The 17,817-nt window shown below is 70.1% G+C and carries 16 protein-coding genes and 1 pseudogene; 6 read left to right on the top strand and 11 right to left on the bottom strand.

Annotation, left to right across the window (positions count from 1 at the left end; genetic code table 11):
* Positions 1-84 precede the first annotated feature (84 nt).
* Positions 85-1,884 carry a gamma-glutamyltransferase gene (ggt, locus tag ABZ079_RS21170; protein WP_356940969.1) on the bottom strand — a complete coding sequence of 600 codons (1,800 nt, stop codon included), beginning with the start codon at positions 1,882-1,884 and terminating at the stop codon, positions 85-87.
* 142 nt (positions 1,885-2,026) lie between these two features.
* On the opposite strand from ggt, the gene ABZ079_RS21165 reads away from it, so the two are divergent.
* A complete protein-coding gene (locus ABZ079_RS21165; RefSeq protein ID WP_356940968.1) occupies positions 2,027-2,773 on the top strand; it encodes a hypothetical protein in 747 nt (248 codons plus the stop codon).
* 108 nt (positions 2,774-2,881) lie between these two features.
* On the top strand, positions 2,882-4,447 hold the full coding sequence (locus tag ABZ079_RS21160) for a CocE/NonD family hydrolase (protein ID WP_356940967.1): 1,566 nt from the start codon (positions 2,882-2,884) through the stop codon (positions 4,445-4,447).
* A gap of 48 nt (positions 4,448-4,495) precedes the next feature.
* On the opposite strand, the gene ABZ079_RS21155 is transcribed toward ABZ079_RS21160, so the two are convergent.
* The 9 genes from ABZ079_RS21155 to ABZ079_RS21115 all read right to left on the bottom strand — a co-directional run bounded on the left by ABZ079_RS21155 (position 4,496) and on the right by ABZ079_RS21115 (position 11,335).
* A complete protein-coding gene (locus ABZ079_RS21155) occupies positions 4,496-5,374 on the bottom strand; it encodes an amino acid ABC transporter permease (RefSeq protein ID WP_356940966.1) in 879 nt (292 codons plus the stop codon).
* Positions 5,371-6,015: an amino acid ABC transporter permease gene (locus ABZ079_RS21150; protein ID WP_356940965.1), complete on the bottom strand. Its 645-nt coding sequence runs from the start codon at positions 6,013-6,015 to the stop codon at positions 5,371-5,373. Before ABZ079_RS21150 ends, ABZ079_RS21155 begins: the two co-directional genes overlap by 4 nt.
* Positions 6,016-6,026: 11 nt before the next feature.
* Positions 6,027-6,950, bottom strand: a complete 924-nt coding sequence (locus ABZ079_RS21145) for a glutamate ABC transporter substrate-binding protein (protein ID WP_356940964.1) — start codon at positions 6,948-6,950, stop codon at positions 6,027-6,029.
* Positions 6,951-6,968: 18 nt separating this feature from the next.
* On the bottom strand, positions 6,969-7,712 hold the full coding sequence (locus ABZ079_RS21140; protein WP_356940963.1) for an amino acid ABC transporter ATP-binding protein: 744 nt from the start codon (positions 7,710-7,712) through the stop codon (positions 6,969-6,971).
* Positions 7,713-7,859: 147 nt separating this feature from the next.
* On the bottom strand, positions 7,860-8,279 hold the full coding sequence (locus tag ABZ079_RS21135) for a DUF6278 family protein (protein WP_356940962.1): 420 nt from the start codon (positions 8,277-8,279) through the stop codon (positions 7,860-7,862).
* 15 nt (positions 8,280-8,294) lie between these two features.
* Complete coding sequence (locus ABZ079_RS21130) at positions 8,295-9,074, bottom strand: exodeoxyribonuclease III (RefSeq protein ID WP_356940961.1); 780 nt, start codon at positions 9,072-9,074, stop codon at positions 8,295-8,297.
* 45 nt (positions 9,075-9,119) lie between these two features.
* On the bottom strand, positions 9,120-9,755 hold the full coding sequence (locus ABZ079_RS21125) for an MBL fold metallo-hydrolase (protein ID WP_356940960.1): 636 nt from the start codon (positions 9,753-9,755) through the stop codon (positions 9,120-9,122).
* A gap of 36 nt (positions 9,756-9,791) precedes the next feature.
* Positions 9,792-11,081 carry a 4-carboxymuconolactone decarboxylase gene (gene pcaC, locus ABZ079_RS21120; RefSeq protein ID WP_356940959.1) on the bottom strand — a complete coding sequence of 430 codons (1,290 nt, stop codon included), beginning with the start codon at positions 11,079-11,081 and terminating at the stop codon, positions 9,792-9,794.
* Between the two features lie 32 nt (positions 11,082-11,113).
* Positions 11,114-11,335 carry a hypothetical protein gene (locus ABZ079_RS21115; RefSeq protein ID WP_356940958.1) on the bottom strand — a complete coding sequence of 74 codons (222 nt, stop codon included), beginning with the start codon at positions 11,333-11,335 and terminating at the stop codon, positions 11,114-11,116.
* 207 nt (positions 11,336-11,542) lie between these two features.
* On the opposite strand from ABZ079_RS21115, the pseudogene ABZ079_RS21110 reads away from it, so the two are divergent.
* Positions 11,543-11,839, top strand: a pseudogene (locus ABZ079_RS21110) (metal ABC transporter permease); the annotation flags it as partial.
* A 106-nt stretch (positions 11,840-11,945) separates the two neighbouring features.
* Here the strand turns inward: ABZ079_RS21110 and ABZ079_RS21105 are convergent.
* Positions 11,946-14,024, bottom strand: coding sequence for a SpoIIE family protein phosphatase (locus tag ABZ079_RS21105; RefSeq protein WP_356940957.1), 2,079 nt, complete (start codon positions 14,022-14,024; stop codon positions 11,946-11,948).
* Positions 14,025-14,986: 962 nt separating this feature from the next.
* On the opposite strand from ABZ079_RS21105, the gene ABZ079_RS21100 reads away from it, so the two are divergent.
* From ABZ079_RS21100 to ABZ079_RS21090, 3 genes are all read left to right on the top strand, one after another.
* Positions 14,987-15,193, top strand: a complete 207-nt coding sequence (locus ABZ079_RS21100; protein ID WP_356940956.1) for a hypothetical protein — start codon at positions 14,987-14,989, stop codon at positions 15,191-15,193.
* Positions 15,194-15,929: 736 nt separating this feature from the next.
* Positions 15,930-16,658, top strand: a complete 729-nt coding sequence (locus ABZ079_RS21095) for an HAD-IC family P-type ATPase (protein ID WP_356940955.1) — start codon at positions 15,930-15,932, stop codon at positions 16,656-16,658.
* Between the two features lie 88 nt (positions 16,659-16,746).
* Positions 16,747-17,736, top strand: a complete 990-nt coding sequence (locus tag ABZ079_RS21090; protein ID WP_356940954.1) for an IS481 family transposase — start codon at positions 16,747-16,749, stop codon at positions 17,734-17,736.
* Positions 17,737-17,817: the final 81 nt, after the last annotated feature.

The following is a 17,817-nucleotide window of genomic DNA, read 5'->3' as shown; positions in this document are numbered from 1 at the left end:
CACCCGCACCGCGCACCGGGAACCGTGAACATGCACGCCCCCCGGTGTCCGGACGCCCGGACACCGGGGGGCAGTCACGTATGGCTACGGCGCCGGGTCCACCACCATCGCCGAGCCGCCGCCGCGCCGTACCTTCTCGGCGGCGGCCAGCCACTTGCCGTTCGGCAGCCGCTGCACGCCGGTCACCGCGCCGATCTCGGGGTTCAGTTTGAACCTGTGCCCGATGGCCTCCAACTGCGACCTCACGTCGCTGTTGTAGAGGGCCGGTTCGACTTCGGTCTGGGCCGCGTTGCGCTGACTGGCTCGGGGCGCGGCGATCGCGTCGACCAGCGGCAGGCGCCGGTCCAGGAACCCGGTGAGCGTCTGCAGCGCGGTGGTGATGATGGTCGCGCCGCCGGGCGAGCCGAGCGCCACCACGGGCCGGTTGTGCCGGTCCAGGACGATCGTGGGCGAGATCGACGAGCGCGGCCGCTTGCCCGGGCCGGGCAGGTTCGGGTCGTGGACGGCCGGGTTGGCCGGGGTGAAGGAGAAGTCGGTCAGCTCGTTGTTGAGCAGGAAGCCCCGGCCGGGCACGGTGATGCCGCTGCCGCCGGTCTGCTCGATGGTGAGCGTGTAGGCGACGACGTTGCCCCACTTGTCGGCCACGGTCAGGTGGGTGGTGTTCTCGCCCTCGTACGTCGTCGGGGCCGCCGTGCCGCCCTTGCCGCAGGCCGCCGGGTGACGGGGGTCGCCGGGGGCGAGCGGGCTGGTGAGCACCGCGTCGTCCTTGATCAGGCAGGCGCGCGAGTCGGCGAACCGCTGCGACAGCAGCTGCTTGGTCGGTACGTCCTCGAAGGCGGGGTCGCCGACCCAGCGCCCACGGTCGGCGAAGGCGATGCGGCTCGCCTCGATGAAGTGGTGCAGGTACTGCACCTCGCTCACCTTCGGAAGGCCCGTGCCCTCCAGGATGTTGAGTGCCTCGCCGACCGTCGTACCCCCCGAGGAGGAGGGCGCGATGGAGTACACGTTCAGGCCGCGGTAGGAGGTCCTGGTGGGCGCCTGGAGCTTGGCGCGGTAGACGGCGAGGTCCTTCTCGGCCAGCTTGCCGGGGCGGGCGTTCCAGCCCGAGGCGGGGTCCACGGGCGGGTGTTCGACCGTCTTGACGATGTCGTCGCCGATGTCTCCGCGGTAGATCGCGCCGATGCCCTTGCGACCCAGCTCCTCGTAGGTGCGGGCGAGTGCGGGGTTCTTGAGGGTGGAGCCGACGACGGGGAGCCGTCCGTTCGGCAGGAACAGCTTCACGGTGTCCGGGAAGTAGCGGAACCGTGTCTCGTTGGACGCGGTCTGGGAGCGGAAGGTGTCGTCCACCGTGAAGCCGTTGCGGGCGATCCGCTCGGCCGGCTTCAGGACGGTGCCGAGCTTCTTGCTGCCCCACTCGTCCAGCGCCGTCTGCCAGGTGGCGGGCGTGCCCGGTGTACCGACGCTCAGTCCGCTGCTGACGGCGTCGGCGAAGGCGAGCGGCTTGCCGTTCTCCGTGAACAGGTCGGAGTCGGCGGAGAGCGGTGCGGTCTCGCGGCCGTCGATGGTGTGCACGGTGCGGGACCTGGCGTCGTAGTAGACGAAGTAGCCGCCTCCGCCGACGCCGGCGGAGTACGGCTCGGTGACGCCCAGCGCGGCGGCGGTGGCGACGGCCGCGTCGACCGCGTTGCCGCCGTGTCTCAGCACCTCGATGCCGGCGGCGGAGGCGTCCGCGTCGACGCTGGCGACGGCGCCGCCGTAGCCGACGGCCACGGGAACCTTGGGGGCCGTCCGGCTCGTTGTCGTGGTGGGTGGTGCCGCCCCCAGCGACACCACGGCGGCCGAGACCGCCAGAACCGCCAGCTTCCGCGTACCAGGACGACCCATCCGTACCTCCCATCGGAACCGTCCGCGCAGCGTAACCAGATCGCCGTAGTACCGACAGTACGCCTCGGTGCCCTGCCACACGAACGTCACACACCGAACACGGGTACGTAGCCGTCGGGAGCGCCCGCTAGCATGCGCGGCCATGAACGACGACGTGCGCAACATCGTCCTGGGCGTCATAGCGGCGGGTGTCTCCGCCTCGCTCGGCTGGGTCGCCCGCACCTACCTGTGGCGGCGCAGACTGCGGCGCAAGCAGGAGTTCTTCGGCCTGCCGGACCATTCCGAGTCGCTGCTGGTGGTCAACCGCAACGCGGGCGGGCCGGAGCTGTCGGTGATGCGGCACGACGTGTTCGCCCTGCTGGAACTCTCCGCCCTCATCAAGGACTGCAACGCGCACGCTCAGGTGGTGGCGCACGACGCCGCCCGGCAGGGGTTCGGCGAGCGCACGGAGTTCTGTCTCGGCGGTCCCGCCTCGAACCGCCGGATGGCGGCCCACCTGTCCTCGCTGCTGCCGGGCGTGCACGTGAACGTCGAGGCCGAAGCCGGCCCGGACCTCGGCGCTTTCCGGATCGGCGGGAACGACTACCGCATGGAGGGCGGGCGGAGCGAATACGCGCTGCTCGCCCGGCTCACCGCGGGCGGACGGCGCGACACCCGCCCGGTGTTCCTGTTCTGCGGTCAGCGTGCCATCACCAACCAGGCCGCCACCCGCTATCTCGCCCGCCACCACGAGCGGCTGGCCCGCAAGTACGGCGGCGGTCCCTTCGTCCTGCTGCTGAAGGTGGTCAACTCGGAGGCATACGGCCCGGATGTGGTCGAGCTGGTGGCGGACGTGACCCGGGCGGCGCAGACGCCCCTGCCGGAGCCCGCTGCCGCCGGCAACGAATGACGCTTCAATAATCTTTACCCGTACGTAACTTACCGACGGGTTACCTGCGGTAAGGGGGCGCGGTTACCGTCGGGTCACTTTGCACTGACACGAGTGAAGGAGTGACCCATGGGACATGGTCGCACCGCTCTGCGCACCACCGCCTCCGCAGCCGTCTCGGCGGCGCTGATCGCCGGCACCGTCGTCGGCCTGGCGCCAGCCGCCGAGGCCGCCCCGTCCGTCCGTTTCGTCGACATCCCCGGTGACGGCGGCACCGTACTGAAGGCCAACGTCCTCACGCCCGCCGGCGCCGACGGCTCACGCGGCTACCCGCTCATCGTGCTGCCCACGAGCTGGGGCCTGCCACAGGTCGAGTACCTCGCGCAGGCCCAGAAGCTCGCCGACTCCGGCTATGTGGTGCTCACCTACAACGTGCGCGGCTTCTGGCAGTCCGGCGGCCAGATAGAAGTGGCCGGTCCGCCCGACGTAGCGGACGCCTCCAAGGTCATTGACTGGGCTCTCGCACACACCCCGGCCGATCCGCGGCACATCGGCATGGCGGGTGTCTCGTACGGCGCCGGGATCAGCCTGCTCACCGCCGCCCACGACAAGCGCGTCAAGGCCGTGGCCGCGCTCAGCGGCTGGGCGGACCTGATCGCCTCGATCTACTCGGGTCGCACCCAGCACGTCCAGGCGGCGGCCGTCCTGGACGGCGCCGCCACCGTCACCGGCCGCGAGAGCCCCGAACTGCGGGCCATCTTCGACAACCTGTACTCCTCGGACCTGTCCAAGGAACAGGAGATGATCGACTGGGGGCGGAAACGTTCCGTCATGACCTATGTCGACCAGCTGAACAGCAACGGCGCCGCGGTGATGCTGGCCAACGCCTGGGGTGACACGGTCTTCCCGGCGAACCAGTACGCCGACTTCTACGAGAAGCTGGCCGGGCCCAAGCGGCTGGAGCTGCGCCCCGGAGACCACGCGACCGCCGAGCTGACCGGCCTGTTCGGGCTGCCCAACGACGTGTGGACGGACACCGAGCGCTGGTTCGACCACTATCTCAGGGGCAGCGAGAACGGCATCGACCGTGAGCAGCCGGTCCAGCTGAAGTCCCGTAGCGCGGGGGGATACGAGGGCTACCCGGACTGGAAGTCGGTCGGTGCCACCCGCAGGAAGATCGCGCTCGGGGGCTCCCCCACCATCCACGCGAACATCGACTCCGGCGCGGACGGCGGAATCGTCCTCCTCTCCAGCATCCTCGACCAGATCGCACAGCTGCCGCCGATCGCCTCGATGCCGCTGCTGCCGCGCCGCTGGGCGGCGGTGTGGCAGTCGGAGCGGTACGGCAGCGCCCAGCGGGTACGCGGCACGGCGAGCCTGCACACCACGCTCACCCCGACCAAGGAGAGCGGCACTTTCGTCGCCTACCTGTACGACGTGGGGGCGCTCGGCATCGGCAAACTGGTCACCCACGCGCCCTACACCTGGCACGGGCGGACGCCCGGCGAGTCGTTCGACGTCGACCTGGACCTGTTCTCCACGGCCTACGACGTCCCCGCCGGACACCGCCTCGCACTGGTGGTCGACACGGTCGACCCGCTGTACATCGAGCACAACCCGTCCGGCGCGCAGCTGACCTTCTCCTCGCCCTCGGACGACCCGTCGTACGTGTCCGTCCCCGTGCGCGAGCAGTGATCTCCGGCTGCCGCCGGACGAGCCTGGCCCGTGTGGACTGCCGCCCCCTTACGGTCTCGGGGCCGTGGGGGGCTCCCCACCCGGCAGCGGCGCCCCAGGTCCGGCCGTGGCGACCGCCACGGCCTCGGTCTTGGGACTGCGCTGCTCACGGCGGGACACCCAGCCGGCGAACCACGAGAGCAGCATGCACATCCCGATGTAGATCGGCGAGATCACCATCACCACAGGGATGAACGGCAAATCGTAGTCGAGGTTCGAGGCGATGAGCTTCCCGGCGTGGAGGAACTCCTCGTAGGTGATGAGGAAACCGAGGGAGGTGTCCTTCAGCGCGACCACCAACTGGCTGATGATGGCGGGCAGCATGGCCCGTACGGCCTGTGGGACGAGGACGTGCGCCATGACCTGGCTCTTGCGCATGCCGAGCGCGAACGCGGCTTCGTGCTGGCCGCGTTCGACGGCGTTCACGCCGGAGCGGAAGACCTCGGCGAGCACCGAGCCGTTGTAGAGGGTGAGTCCGGCGACCAGGGCGGGCAGCGGCTGCACCTTCAGTGCCACGAAGATGAAGAAGATCATCACCAGGACGGGCATGGCGCGGAAGAACTCCACGAGGAGTGTGGCCAGCCAGCGCACCGGCCGGTGGTCCGACAGCCGTCCGGTGGCGAGCAGTCCGCCGAGGGCGAGGGAGAGGACGGCCGCGAGCGCGAACGCCTTGAGGGTGTTGCCGAGCCCGCGCAGCAGCAGTTCCTGGATGCCCTGGTACCCGAACGGCATCCACTTGGTGTACGTGAACTGCCCGGTGTCGAACAGGAGATACAGGACCCAGCCGACGAGGGCGAGGAGGACGGCGGTGGACAGGACACCATAGGCGAAATGCCGTTGCCGGGTGCGCGGGCCCGGGACGTCGTAGAGTGCGTCGGCGCCGGTCATCGGGCCACTCCCCACGTCCGTTCCAGCACGTTGAACAGGGCGCTGATGGCGAGCGTGATGATCAGGTATCCGAGGGCGATCCAGACGAAGGTCCAGACGATGTTGTAGCCCAGCTCGTTGATGGTCTTGTAGGTGCCGAGCAGTTCGGCGACGCTGAACGCCCCGGCGATCGCGGAGTTCTTGGCGAGCGCGATGAGCGTGGAGCCGACGGGCGGGATCACGGACCGGAACGCCTGCGGCAGTACGACCAGGTTCAGGGTCTGCGCGAAGGTCATGCCGAGACTGCGGGCCGCCTCGCCCTGCCCTCGGGGCACGGTGTTGATGCCGGAGCGCAGCACCTCGCAGATGAACGCCGAGGTGTAGCAGCCGAGGGCGAGGACCGCGAACACCTTGAAGGGCAGCACGAGTCCGAACCGGGGCAGGCCGAGCAGCACCGCGAAGAACAGCAGGGTGAGCGGGGTGTTGCGCAGCACGGCGACCCATACCGTGCCGAAGACGCGCAGGGAGCCGACGGGGGCGACCCGGAAGGACGCCATCAGGAAGCCGAGGGCCAGCGCCAGCAGGGAGGCGTAGACGGTCAGTTCGACCGTGCCGAGGAAACCCTGCCGGTAGGTGGAGAAGTTGTCCGTCAGTACGTTCATGCCGTCCTCGCTCAGCTCGCCGGGTAGCGGTCGATGGCGGGCGGGTGGGGTGCGGGCACGCCGGACAGGCCGAGCGTGGCGTCGTACGCCTTCTTCCAGTCGCCGTTCTTCTCCCGGGCCCGGAGGGCGTCGTCGAGGGCGAAGCGCAGGACGTTGTCGCCGTGCGGGACGCCGATGCCGTAGGGCTCCTTCGAGAACGGCCTGCCGACGACCTTCAGCTCGTCGGGGACCTTGGCCGCGTATCCGATGAGGATGGCGTCGTCGGTGGTGACGGCGTCGACCTGGTAGGTGAGGAGATTGTCGACGCAGACGGAGTAGGTGTCGTACGCGACCAGGACCGCCCTCGGGTAGCCGGTCCTGATGCGCTGGTACGGCGTGGAACCCGCCGCCGAGCAGACGCGTTTGCCGGCGAGGTCCTGAGGGCCGTGGATGTCGTCCTCGTCCGTGCGGACCAGCAGGGACTGGCCCGCCAGGTAGTAGGGGCCGGCGAAGCCGACGAGCTTCTTGCGGCCCGGGTTGATGGTGTAAGTGCCGACGTAGTAGTCGATCTGGCCGTTCTGCAGGGCCGTCTCGCGGTTGGCGGAGGCGATGGTGCGGAAGCGGATCGTCTTCGGCGGGAAGCCGAGGGAGGCGGACATCATCCTGGCGATCTCGATGTCGAAGCCGGAGTACGTGCCGGTCGCCGGATCCTTCTCCCCGAGGTAGGGCTGGTCCTCCTTGGCGCCGACGACGAAGTAGCCGCGCTTCCTGGCGCGGGCCCAGGTCCGGGAGGCGGGCAGGCTGAAGCCCTGCGCCACCTGGTAGTCCGGGAGCTTCTCGGTTGCCGGGCCCTTGACGGGCGGGCTGCCGCCCTTGCCGCAGCCGGTGGCGAGCAGGGCGAGGACGCCGACAAGGGCGGCGCCCAGGGCGCGGGGCACACGGGTGGTACGCAACACGGGTCGCACTCCCCCGGGTCAGTGCTTGAGGATCTTGGAGAGGAAGTCCTTGGCGCGCTCGCTGCTCGGGTGGGTGAAGAACGCCTCCGGGCTGCGGTCCTCGACGATCCGTCCGTCGGCCATGAAGACGACGCGGTTGGCGGAGGCGCGGGCGAAGCCCATCTCATGAGTCACGACGATCATGGTCATGCCGTCCCGGGCGAGCTGCCGCATGACCTCCAGCACCTCGTTGACCATCTCCGGGTCGAGGGCGGAGGTGGGCTCGTCGAAGAGCATCGCCTTGGGTTCCATGGCGAGGGCACGGGCGATGGCCACGCGCTGCTGCTGGCCGCCGGAGAGCTGCGCCGGGAACTTGCCGGCCTGGTTCAGCAGGCCCACCCGGTCCAGGAGTTCCCTGGAGCGGCGGTCGGCGTCGTCCTTCTTCCGTCCGCGGACCTTGACCTGGGCGAGGGAGACGTTCTGCAGGACCGTCCTGTGGGCGAAGAGGTTGAAGGACTGGAAGACCATGCCGACCTCGGCGCGGAGCCGGGCGAGGGCCTTGCCCTCCTCGGGCAGCGGCTGCCCGTCGAGCGTGATGGTGCCGGAAGCGATGGTCTCCAGCCGGTTGATCGTCCTGCAGAGCGTCGACTTGCCCGACCCCGAGGGGCCGATGACCACGACCACCTCCCCCTTGCCGACGGTGAGGTCGATGTCCCTGAGGACATGCAGCTCCCCGTAGTACTTGTTGACGTTCCGCAGTTCGATCAACGGATCGACGGCCATACGCAGCCCTACCCACTCTCAGCCGTGTCGTGGTTGCCGCAAACTATCCAGACGGCAGCGGACCTGACGGGCGACACGCACTTTTCGGGCATTAGCCGTATTTACGTCAACGGGGTGATTCCGTGGGTGTTGGGGCGGGTCGCACAGTCAGGCCTCGGCGATCTCCGCGTACAGCTGGGACAGCTCGGGGGCGCCGCTCGCCGCCCACTCCTGCCCGGCCGGCACCACCTCGACCTCACGGCCGGAGGCGAGGCGCACCACGGGCTCGCCGTCGGAGCGGATCTCCCAGGCGGCGCCGGGCACGGTGCGCACCACGACCGTGCCCAGGTACAGCCCGGCGTCGTTGCCCAGCCAGGGCAGGATCTCGGTGTCGTCGCGCCAGCGCGGGACCATCTGGTCCAGGGCCTCCAGCGAGGCCGGGGTGTCGTCGAGGCGGACGCCCGCCTGGGCCGCCTGCGAGCGGAGCAGTTCGCACTCGGACAGCAGCGCGGCGACCGACTCGGGGTCGGCGCGGAGCGCCGCGTGACCGCCCTTCTTGTGCCGATGGCCCAGGAACGGAATGTTCATGGACCCAGCGTGGCATCACACGTCGAGGTCGACCACCACCGGCGCGTGGTCGGAGGCGCCCTTGCCCTTGCGCTCCTCACGGTCGACGTAGGCGTCCTTGACGGCCTGGGCGAAGGGCTCGTTGCCGTACACCAGGTCGATGCGCATGCCGCGGTTCTTCGGGAAGCACAACTGGCGGTAGTCCCAGTAGGTGAAGGGGCGCTCGTACTTGAGCGGGCGGGGGACGACGTCGTGCAGACCGGCCTCGCGCAGGGCGGCGAGGGCGGCGCGCTCGGCGGGGGTCACGTGCGTGGCGCCCTCGAAGGCGGCCGGGTCGAAGACGTCGTCGTCGGTCGGCGCCACGTTGTAGTCGCCCAGCACGGCGAACGGGCGGCTGCCCTGCGCGTCGCCGTACACCGCTGCCCTCAGGGCCTCGAACCACTGGAGCTTGTACGCGTAGTGCGGGTGGCCGACCTCACGGCCGTTGGGCACGTACACCGACCAGACGCGGACCGGGCCGCAGGTCGCCGAGATGGCCCGCGGCTCGGTCAGGCCGTCGTAGCCCGGGTCACCGGGCAGGCCCCGCACCACGTCCTCGATGCCGACCCGGGAGAGCACCGCCACGCCGTTCCACCGGCCGGTCGCGTGGACCGCCGCCTCGTAGCCCAGCTCGCGCAGCTGGTCGAACGGGAACTGCTCCTCGGCGATCTTGGCCTCCTGGAGGCAGAGCACGTCGGTGCCGCTGCTCTCCAGCCAGGCCAGCAGCCGCGGAAGGCGGGCGGTGATCGAGTTCACGTTCCAGGTAGCGATGCGCATGCCTCACAAACTACCTGGCGGCTCTGACAACGCCGGTCCGCGCCCTCAGACCTGCGCCGACGCCCCGGGGGTGAGCCGCTGGTGGTCGGTGCCCCCCAGCGTGCCGATCTGGCGGTCGTAGATCGGGCGGGCGAGGTCGGTGAGCAGCGCGTCGTGGACGTCGTAGGCGCGCTGCGGCTTGACCTCGCGGACGTAGTCGATCACCTCGGCGATCTTGCTCCAGGGGGCCATCACCGGGAGCAGCAGCGTCTCCACCTGCTGCTCCGGGACGGTGAGGGCGTCGCCGGGGTGGAAGACCTTGCCGCCGTCGACCAGATAGCCGACGTTGGTGATGCGCGGGATGTCCGGGTGGATCACGGCGTGCAGTTCACCGTGGACCCGCACATCGAAGCCCGCGGCGGAGAAGGTGTCGCCGTGGCCGACGGTGTGCACGCGGCCCGGGAAGGCCGCGGTGATCTGGTCGGCGACGGACCTCAGCGTCCAGATCTCCGCGGCCGGGTTCGCCTCCAGTGCGGCCCGCAGCCGGCCCTCGTCGAAGTGGTCCGGGTGCTCGTGCGTGACCAGGATCGCGTCCGCGCCGGCCGCCGCGTCCTGCTCGCTGAACCCGCCGGGATCGATGACGAGCGTCCGCCCCTCCTTCTCGAGGCGGACACAGGCGTGGGACATCTTCGTGAGCTTCATGGCTCCCCATCCTGCCGCGTCAGGCCCCGCGAGGCCTCACTCGGCGGGTGTGGTCTCCTCGAGGATGACCTGCTGGGCCACCCGGAACGCGCTGTTCGCGGCCGGTACCCCGCAGTAGACGGCCGCCTGGAGCAGCACTTCCTTGATCTCGTCCGGGGTGAGCCCGTTGCGCAGGGCCGCCCGGGTGTGGAAGGCCAGCTCCTCCAGGTGGCCGCCCGCGACCAGCGCCGTCAGCGTGATGCAGCTGCGGGTACGGCGGTCCAGGCCCGGCCGGTCCCAGATCTCGCCCCAGGCGTAGCGGGTGACGAACTCCTGGAAGTCCCCGGAGAACTCGCCGGCCTGCGCCAGCACCTGGTCGACATGTGCGTCGCCCAGCACCTCCCGGCGGATCTTCAGCCCGGTCTCGTACCGGTCCGGCTGCCCGGCGGGCTCCAGCGGTACGGCGGCCGGGGCGATCTCCGCGACCGGCGCCGGCTGCGGCGGCGCGAGCGGGACCGGAACGGCCGGGACGCTCGGCAGGGCGGTCTGGCCGGTGTCGAAGGGCTGCTGCCAGGCGGTGGAGAAGTGGTGCACCAGCAGGTCGGTGACGGCGGCGGGCTGCTCGACCGGCACCAGGTGGGAGGCGCCGGGGACCACCGCGAGCCGGGCGTCCGGGATGCCGGCGACCAGGGTGCGGGCCTCGGCTGGGCCGGTGACCTGGTCATCGGAGCCGACCAGCACGAGGGTCGGCACACCCACCCGGCCCAGTTCGGGCCGCACGTCGAACGTGGCCAGGGCCTCGCAGGCGGCGATGTAGCAGCCGGGGTCGGTGGTGCGGACCATCTGCACCGCCCACTCGGTGATCGCGGGCTGCGCGGCGGCGAACCCGCCGGTGAACCAGCGGTCGGGCGCGGTCCGGGCGATCGGGTCGAGGCCGTTCGTGCGGACGATCACCCCGCGCTGCCGGAACTCGTCGGCGGTGCCGAACCGGGGCGAGGCCGCGACCAGCGCGAGCGAGGCGACCCGCTCCGGGTGGCGCAGCGCCAGCTCGATGCCGACCGCGCCGCCCAGGGCACAGCCCGCGTACCCGAAGCGCTGCACGCCGAGCGCGTCCAGCGTGACCAGCAGCCGGGCCGTCAGCTCGCCGACCGAGCCGGCCGGGTGGGCGGGGGCGCCGCCGTGGCCGGGCAGGTCGAACCGGAAGACCCGCCACTGCTTCGTCAGCTCGGGGACCTGCCGATCCCACATGTGCCATGTGGTGCCCAGTGAGGGACCCAGGATCAGGACCGGAGCGTCTTCTGGCCCGTCAAAGCGGTATTGCAGGGTGTTCGGGGGTGTCTCACTCACGCGTCAGACCATCTCACGTATCACGGACGCCCCTATAACGCAGGGGTGCGGGAAACCGTTCTGACCAGGTTGAAGACCTCGCGGGCTGCGTATCGCTTGAGGCAGCGGACGATCTCACGTCGGGTCTTGCCCTCCTGGGTGCGGCGTTCGTAGTACGCCTGGATGCACGGGTCGTGGCGCAGGCGGGTGAAGACGATGCGGTGCAGGGCGGCGTTGGCCTGTGAGTTGAATCCCCGCCCACTCGTGACCGGCAATGACGGACAGCCGTCTGGCCCGCCGCACGCAAGTCCCTTCATCGACCATCGCACGAACGGCTTCGAGCCCTCTTTCTGGTACACGGCTTTCCACAAGTCATGTAGCGGGCGCCGACGGCCCGCGATGCGGCGAACTCGGCGCGCTGTCGGAGTTCCCCCTCCCGGCGGGCCTGGGCCTGGGCTATCTACTGCAGTGCGCGGGCCTCGATGGCGGTCGCCCTCTCGGTGCAGGTCGTCGGCGCACTGCTGGTCCTGACCCTCGTCGTGACCCGGGCAGCCGCCGCCGCACGCATCACCGCCTCTCCGGTGCTGCTTCCGCTGCTCAGCGTGGTCTTCGCCGTGGTCTCGATCGAGGGCGGCATCCTGCTCGCCCTCGGCAGCAGCATCCCCATCAGCCCCTACGTCACGACCATTTCGTTCACCATCTACGCCGCCTGCCGCTTGGCGGGGGCCCACCGCACCCGACGGTGGGGAGCGAGGAGGGTAACGCCCCAACCGGTCTGAAGGAGTGAGGGGAGTTGCCCTGATACCCGGTCCGCTTGTGTTGCACACCTGACGCCTGTGCTGCCGACGGCTGGACTCGCCGTCGGTTCAGGCGCGTGAAACCTCCCTATGATTGGTCAGCCTGTGCTCGGGCGATGAGCAGGGCGACGTCGTCCTCCCCGCCGGGCGGCCGCAGGATCTCCAGGATGCGGTTGCAGGTGTCATCCAGGTCGTGCCCACGGGTCGCGGTCAGGGTGTCGAGAAGGGTGTCCAGGCGGGCGTCGATGGGTTCGCTGCGGGTTTCGACCAGGCCGTCGGTGTAGAGGACCAGTTCGTCGCCGGGGCGGAAGGGGATGGTGGTGGCCTCGAAGGGGACCCCGCCCACGCCCAGCGGTGCGCCGGTGGGCATGTCCAGCAGGTGCGCCGCGTGGCCGGCTCGCATGAGAGCGGGGGGCAGGTGGCCGGCGAGGCAGATCTGGCACGTGCCCTGGTGAGGGTCGTAGACGCAGTAGATGCAGGTGGTGATGGTCTGCTCGACGCCCTCGGTCAGGTGATCGAGGTGACGAAGGGCCTCTGCGGGGGCTAGGCCGAGTTCAGCGAACGCGCGGGCGGTGCTGCGGAGTTGGCCCATGGTGGCGGCGGCGTTGATGCCACTGCCCATGACGTCCCCGACGACCAGGGCGGTTTTGTCCCCCTGCAGAGGTATGGCGTCATACCAGTCGCCGCCGATCTCGCTCGTGACCCCGGCGGGCTGGTAGCGGCAGGCGACGTCCAGGCCCGGCAAGTGCGAGGGAGGCTCAGGGAGCAGGCTGCGCTGGAGGGTGAGGGCCGCGTGGCGCTGGGCCTGGTATCCGCGGGCGTTGTCGATGCAGACAGCGGCTCGGGCGGCCAACTCCGAGGCGAAGGCGGCGTCGTCGTCATCGAAAGGCGCGGAGTTCCGGGTGCGTTTGAGGTCGAGGGCGCCGAGGACTTCGCCCCGGGCCACGAGTGGTACGGCCAGGTAGGAGTGCACGCCGGCCGCCGCAAGGAGGGAGGCTGCCTCACCATGGCGGGCGATGTGATCCAGATCCCGACGAGTGGTGCGGGGCACCAGGACCGGTTGGCGGGTGCGTACGCATCGGGAGATGAGGCGGTCGTCGTCGTAGACAGCGAGTTCCCCGGGTGGATCGGCCGCACGGACCGCCTCGGTGCGATGGGCCGCGCGGACGGCAAGGGCACGGAACCGGGCAGGGCCCGTCTGTGGCGCCGTGCGGCCCTGAAGGGCGCTGTCGAGTACGTCCACGGCGGCCACGTCAGCCAGGAGGGGTACGACGAGGTCGGCGAGCTCGCGCGCTGTCGTCTCCAGGTCGAGGGTGCTACCCACGCAGGCAGAGGCTCTGGCGATCAGTGCCAGTCGTTGCCGGGCTTGGGCGGCCTCGATGGCGGCTCGGTGACGCTCGGTGACGTCGATGACGGAGTACGCCAGGCCCAGCACCCGTCCACTTGAATCCTCCAGCCGGTAGTACGAGACGGACCAGGCATGCTCATGGTCCGGGTCGGAGGGCGGACGGCAGACGATGTGCCGGTCCACGACCGACTCGCCCGTCTCCAGGACACGGCGCAGACGGGCCTCGGGATCCGTGTCCAGGTAGCTCAGGGCCTCGCCGACCGGCCGGCCGAGACGCTCGGCGGCGGACTGGCCGGTGATGCGTTCGAGAGCAGGATTCACGGCCAGGTACCGCAGGTCCGGATCCAGAATGGCCAGCCCGACCGGGGACTGGGACACCAGCCGCATGGCCAGGGCGGCATCTCGCTCGACCCGCTCCACAGCGGCCTGATCCGCGGCAAGGCCCAGGGCGTAGACGTCACCGAGGTCGTCCAGCAGCCGCATGTTGCGGAACTCCACCAGACGGGTGCTGCCGTCCTTGTGCCGGATCGGGAAGGCCCCTGCCCAGTCGGTGCCGGATTCCATGACGTCGGCGAGCAGCTTGATCACCGCGTCCCGGTGCTCCTCGTGGACCGTCAACCCAGCCGCGTGCTGGCCCAACGCCTCCGCCGCGGTGTAGCCGAACAGTTCCTCGGCCTTCCGGCTCCAGAAGACCACCCGGCCCTGCGCATTCAGCACCACCGCGGCGACGCTGAGCAGATCGAGCAGGCCACTGGGGGGCGCAGCAGGACCCGTCAGTGACCGGCCGTCGTCCGCTCGGGAGGAGTCCGTCGTGCCCATGTCTCGTTTCCCTTCCCGCTCGGCGCCTTGGCTTGTGCCGTACCGGCGGGCGTTCTGCCTTCATCCATGGTCGGCCCAGACCGAGGAGAACACACCCCCGACTGGATGCGAGCCTGCTCGGGATCGGCGCCCAGCCCTTCACAGCAGCTGGCGCCATAGCCAGACCGTGCTACGCGATGAAGGCATGTCGCGGGCGAACAGCCTGGGTGATCGAGTGGATCCATGGGGCCTGCAAAGGGATAATTCAAGCGATAACCGTTCCGGTTCACTATGGCGCAGGGGCCGGTCCGCAAGCTACGGCGGTTCTGCCAGCGAGGCACGACATCCCAGTAATTCCGTCACGCAAGCCTCTGCCTCCCGTCAGGACGACGTCAGCTGGATGAACTCCGATATCGATGCGCGCAACAACGCCTTGGACAGTAGGCGACGAGCAGCTGGACAGACCATGGACGGCACCGAGGCCAGCACGTCACTCTCCCTTCGAGGCCACGGCCACCGGAGGGCCGAGTGGACCATGCCCGTGATCAGTCTGCGAGACGCCGCACTGGCCCACGGCGACCGTGCGCTGCGGAGCGGTCTGGACTTGGCGGTGCGCCCCGGAGAGTTCCTCCGCGGTTCTGGGCCCCAACCGATCCGGCAAAACCAGCTGCTGCGCGTGATCCTTGGCCGACAGCAGCTCACCGCGGGGTCCGTCACAGTCCTCGGCCGGGCGCCGCAGCACGGCACGGCAGCAGAAACATCGGCTACATCCCCCAGCCGGAGTCCTTTCCCGCCCACACCATGCTCCGCGCCCGCGACCTGGTACAGCTCGGGATCGACGGGCATCGCTGGGGGCCGTCGCTCACTCCGCGGGCGATCCGCCGCTGTGTCGATGAGGTCTTGACCTCGGTCGGAGCGACGCACTTCGCGGACATACCGATGGGCACGCTCTCCGGCAGTACCGGCGCACGGTCGTCGAGCTGGTGGACCGACGCCGTCGCACCGACGGCACGGCCGTCGTCTTCGCGACACACGAGATCAATTCCGTGCTGGGGCCGGTGGACCGGGTTCTGTATCTGGCACCGGGCGGATTCCTGATCGGGGCACCGGACGAGGTGATGACCACGCCCAACCTCTCCCGGCCGTACGGGACGCAGATCGACGTCGTCCGCGTCGGGGGCCGCACATGATCGCGGAGGCCAGGACCTCGTCGGGCGAGGAGGCACCGCCGCCTTCCGCTGTCGGCGTCGAGTCACACGATCACGGACACGAGCGCTGATCATGCCGAGGTGGTCGTACGGTCTGTGGCGATGGGCCGCGCTCGTCTGACCCTTCCTTGGGTACGGGCCCGTCCGGGCAGCGCCGGGCTGGGCGATGAGCGGCTGATGGGCACCCGCGGATTCAGGGCACTGCGGATCTTCCCCCGCACCGGAAGCGTGGTCATCTGGATGGATGGACGTCGACCGCCTGGTGGCCGCACTCCAAGAGGCCCCGCCCGCGTCCGCGCCTGCCAAGCCCACCCCTTCCATGCCCGATTCCTCCACTGGCGAGCTCGCCCGACTCGTCGTGGGAGGCGCGGTCCTCGCAGTCGTGGCGGTGCGCCGCCTGCTGCGTCGGCCTAGGCTCGCCTTCGGTTCGTCGGGAGTCCTCGGTGCCGTGACGGTCTTCTTCACCGGTCTGCCCTTCTTCCGGGGCGCCGCTGCGAGGACGCTCACATCCGGGGACCGACACGTTGGTGTCGGCGGCGACCGTCATCTCGCTGGTGCTGCGGGAGAACGTCGTTGCCCTCACCGTGCTGTGGCTACTGAACATCGGGGAGTTCCTCCAGACCCTGACCCTGCGCCGCACCCGGCGCGCGATCGAGGAGCTGCTCACCATCGGTGAGGAGCGGGTCTGGCTCATCCGAGACGGCGTCGAGGTGGAGGGGTGGCGCTCGAGGAAATCGCGCCGGCCGGCATCGTCGCCGTGTACGAGCACCATCGCATCCCGGTCGACGGGCACGTCGTCTCCGGCGAGGCTCTCGTGGACCAGGCCGCGATCACGGGCGAGGCCCTGCCCGTCTACGCCAGGGATGGCACCCACGTCTACGCCGGCACCATCGTCACTTCCGGCTCCCTCACCATCCGTGCCGACTCGATCGGCTCGGACACCACCGTCGGCCGGATCATCAGCCGCGTCGAGGAGGCCCAGTCCGACCGCGCGCCCATCCAGACCGTGGCCGCCCGCTTCACCCGGCGCTTCGTCCCCGTCTCCTCCGCCCTGGCCGCAGTGACCTACGCCGTCACCCGGGACGCCCGCCGCGCCATGACCATGCTCCTGATCGCCTGCCCCTGCGCGGCCGGGCTCGCCACCCCGACCGCCATCAGCGCCGCCATCGGCAACGGAGCACGTCGGGGCACGCTCATCAAGGGCGCCACTCATCTGGAAGGCGTGGGGCGAGTCACGGCTGTCGTCTTCGACAAGACGGGCACGCTCACCTTCGGACGTCCCCTGGTCACCAGTGTCGTCACCCTCAGCGACCGGTTCACCGCCGACGAAGTGCTGAGCCTGGCCGCCTCCGGAGAGCTGCACGCCCGGCACCCGCTCGCCCAGGCCATCGTCGCCCGCACCGAGGAGCAACATCTTGTTCTGTCCGGGGAGGTTGTGGACAGATGAGCCAGGTCTCGGCTGAGGGATCTTGAACAGGTGAGGGCCTTCCGGGTTCGGTGTGGATTGCGACGTCTACACCGACCGAAAGGCCCTCGTGCCCCACCGTAATGCACCCCTGACCGAGACCGGCCGCCTGCGCCTGGCCCGCTGCGTCGTCGAGGACGGCTGGCAACTGCGGCGGGCCGCCGAACGCTTCCAGGTCTCGCCCACCACGGCCCAGCGATGGGCCGACCGCTACCGGCAGCTCGGCGAGGCCGGCCTGACCGACCGCTCGAGCCGGCCTCACCACAGCCCCCGCCGCACTCCCACCCGCACCGAGCGACGGATCATCAAGGTCCGCCTGCTGCGCCGGTGGGGACCGGCCCGCATCGCGCACTTCCTGCACCTGGTTCCCTCGACCGTGCACCGCGTCCTGACCCGCTACCACGTGGCCCGCCTGTCCCATCTCGACCGGGCCACGGGACGTGCCGTGCGCCGCTACGAACGCGACCGGCCCGGCGAGCTGATCCACGTTGACATCAAGAAACTGGGCAACATCCCCGACGGCGGCGGCCACAAGGCCCACGGCAGAGCCCAAGGCGGCCGCAACAGCTCCGCACACCGCGACCCCGCACGGCCCCGCACCCGACACGGCCGCCCCAACCTGGGCTACAGCTACCTGCACACCGCCGTCGACGACCACTCCCGCCTCGCCTACAGCGAGATCCTCACCGACGAGAAGAAGGAGACCGCCACCGGCTTCTGGCAGCGGGCCCACGCCTTCTTCAGCCAGGCCGGCATCACCGTCGAGCGGGTCCTGACCGACAACGGTTCCTGCTATCGCTCCCGCGACTGGCGCGACGAACTGCCCCGGGCCGGGATCACGCACAAGCGCACCCGGCCCTACCGGCCCCAGACCAACGGCAAGGTCGAACGCCTCAACCGCACCCTGCTGGACGAGTGGGCCTACGCCCGCCCCAACCGCTCAGAAGCCGAACGACGCGACGCCTTCCCGCAGTGGCTGCACACCTACAATCACCACCGCGGACACACCGCGCTCGCAGGCAAACCACCCGCCAGCCGCGTCCCCAACCTAATCCGGTAGTAGCAGCGCTCGGTGGCCGGGCAGCGTCGAGTGAAGACACCTATCCCCAACACGGTCCTACAGACCTTCTGTGAGAGCGGT

Origin of the sequence: Streptomyces sp. NPDC006314, assembly GCF_040613075.1 — a bacterium.
In the GTDB taxonomy this organism is placed as follows: Bacteria; Actinomycetota; Actinomycetes; order Streptomycetales; family Streptomycetaceae; genus Streptomyces.
Note: the sequence above shows the minus strand (reverse complement) of the source record. Positions and strands in the feature narration are given on the sequence as shown.

What these genes read in the sequence shown, in the direction of transcription:
- ggt (WP_356940969.1), bottom strand. Translation starts at nt 1,884, where the DNA reads ATGGGTCGTCCTGGTACGCGGAAGCTGGCGGTTCTGGCGGTCTCGGCC.
- ABZ079_RS21165 (WP_356940968.1), top strand. Translation starts at nt 2,027, where the DNA reads ATGAACGACGACGTGCGCAACATCGTCCTGGGCGTCATAGCGGCGGGT.
- ABZ079_RS21160 (WP_356940967.1), top strand. Translation starts at nt 2,882, where the DNA reads ATGGGACATGGTCGCACCGCTCTGCGCACCACCGCCTCCGCAGCCGTC.
- ABZ079_RS21155 (WP_356940966.1), bottom strand. Translation starts at nt 5,374, where the DNA reads ATGACCGGCGCCGACGCACTCTACGACGTCCCGGGCCCGCGCACCCGG.
- ABZ079_RS21150 (WP_356940965.1), bottom strand. Translation starts at nt 6,015, where the DNA reads ATGAACGTACTGACGGACAACTTCTCCACCTACCGGCAGGGTTTCCTC.
- ABZ079_RS21140 (WP_356940963.1), bottom strand. Translation starts at nt 7,712, where the DNA reads ATGGCCGTCGATCCGTTGATCGAACTGCGGAACGTCAACAAGTACTAC.
- ABZ079_RS21135 (WP_356940962.1), bottom strand. Translation starts at nt 8,279, where the DNA reads ATGAACATTCCGTTCCTGGGCCATCGGCACAAGAAGGGCGGTCACGCG.
- ABZ079_RS21130 (WP_356940961.1), bottom strand. Translation starts at nt 9,074, where the DNA reads ATGCGCATCGCTACCTGGAACGTGAACTCGATCACCGCCCGCCTTCCG.
- ABZ079_RS21125 (WP_356940960.1), bottom strand. Translation starts at nt 9,755, where the DNA reads ATGAAGCTCACGAAGATGTCCCACGCCTGTGTCCGCCTCGAGAAGGAG.
- ABZ079_RS21105 (WP_356940957.1), bottom strand. Translation starts at nt 14,024, where the DNA reads ATGGGCACGACGGACTCCTCCCGAGCGGACGACGGCCGGTCACTGACG.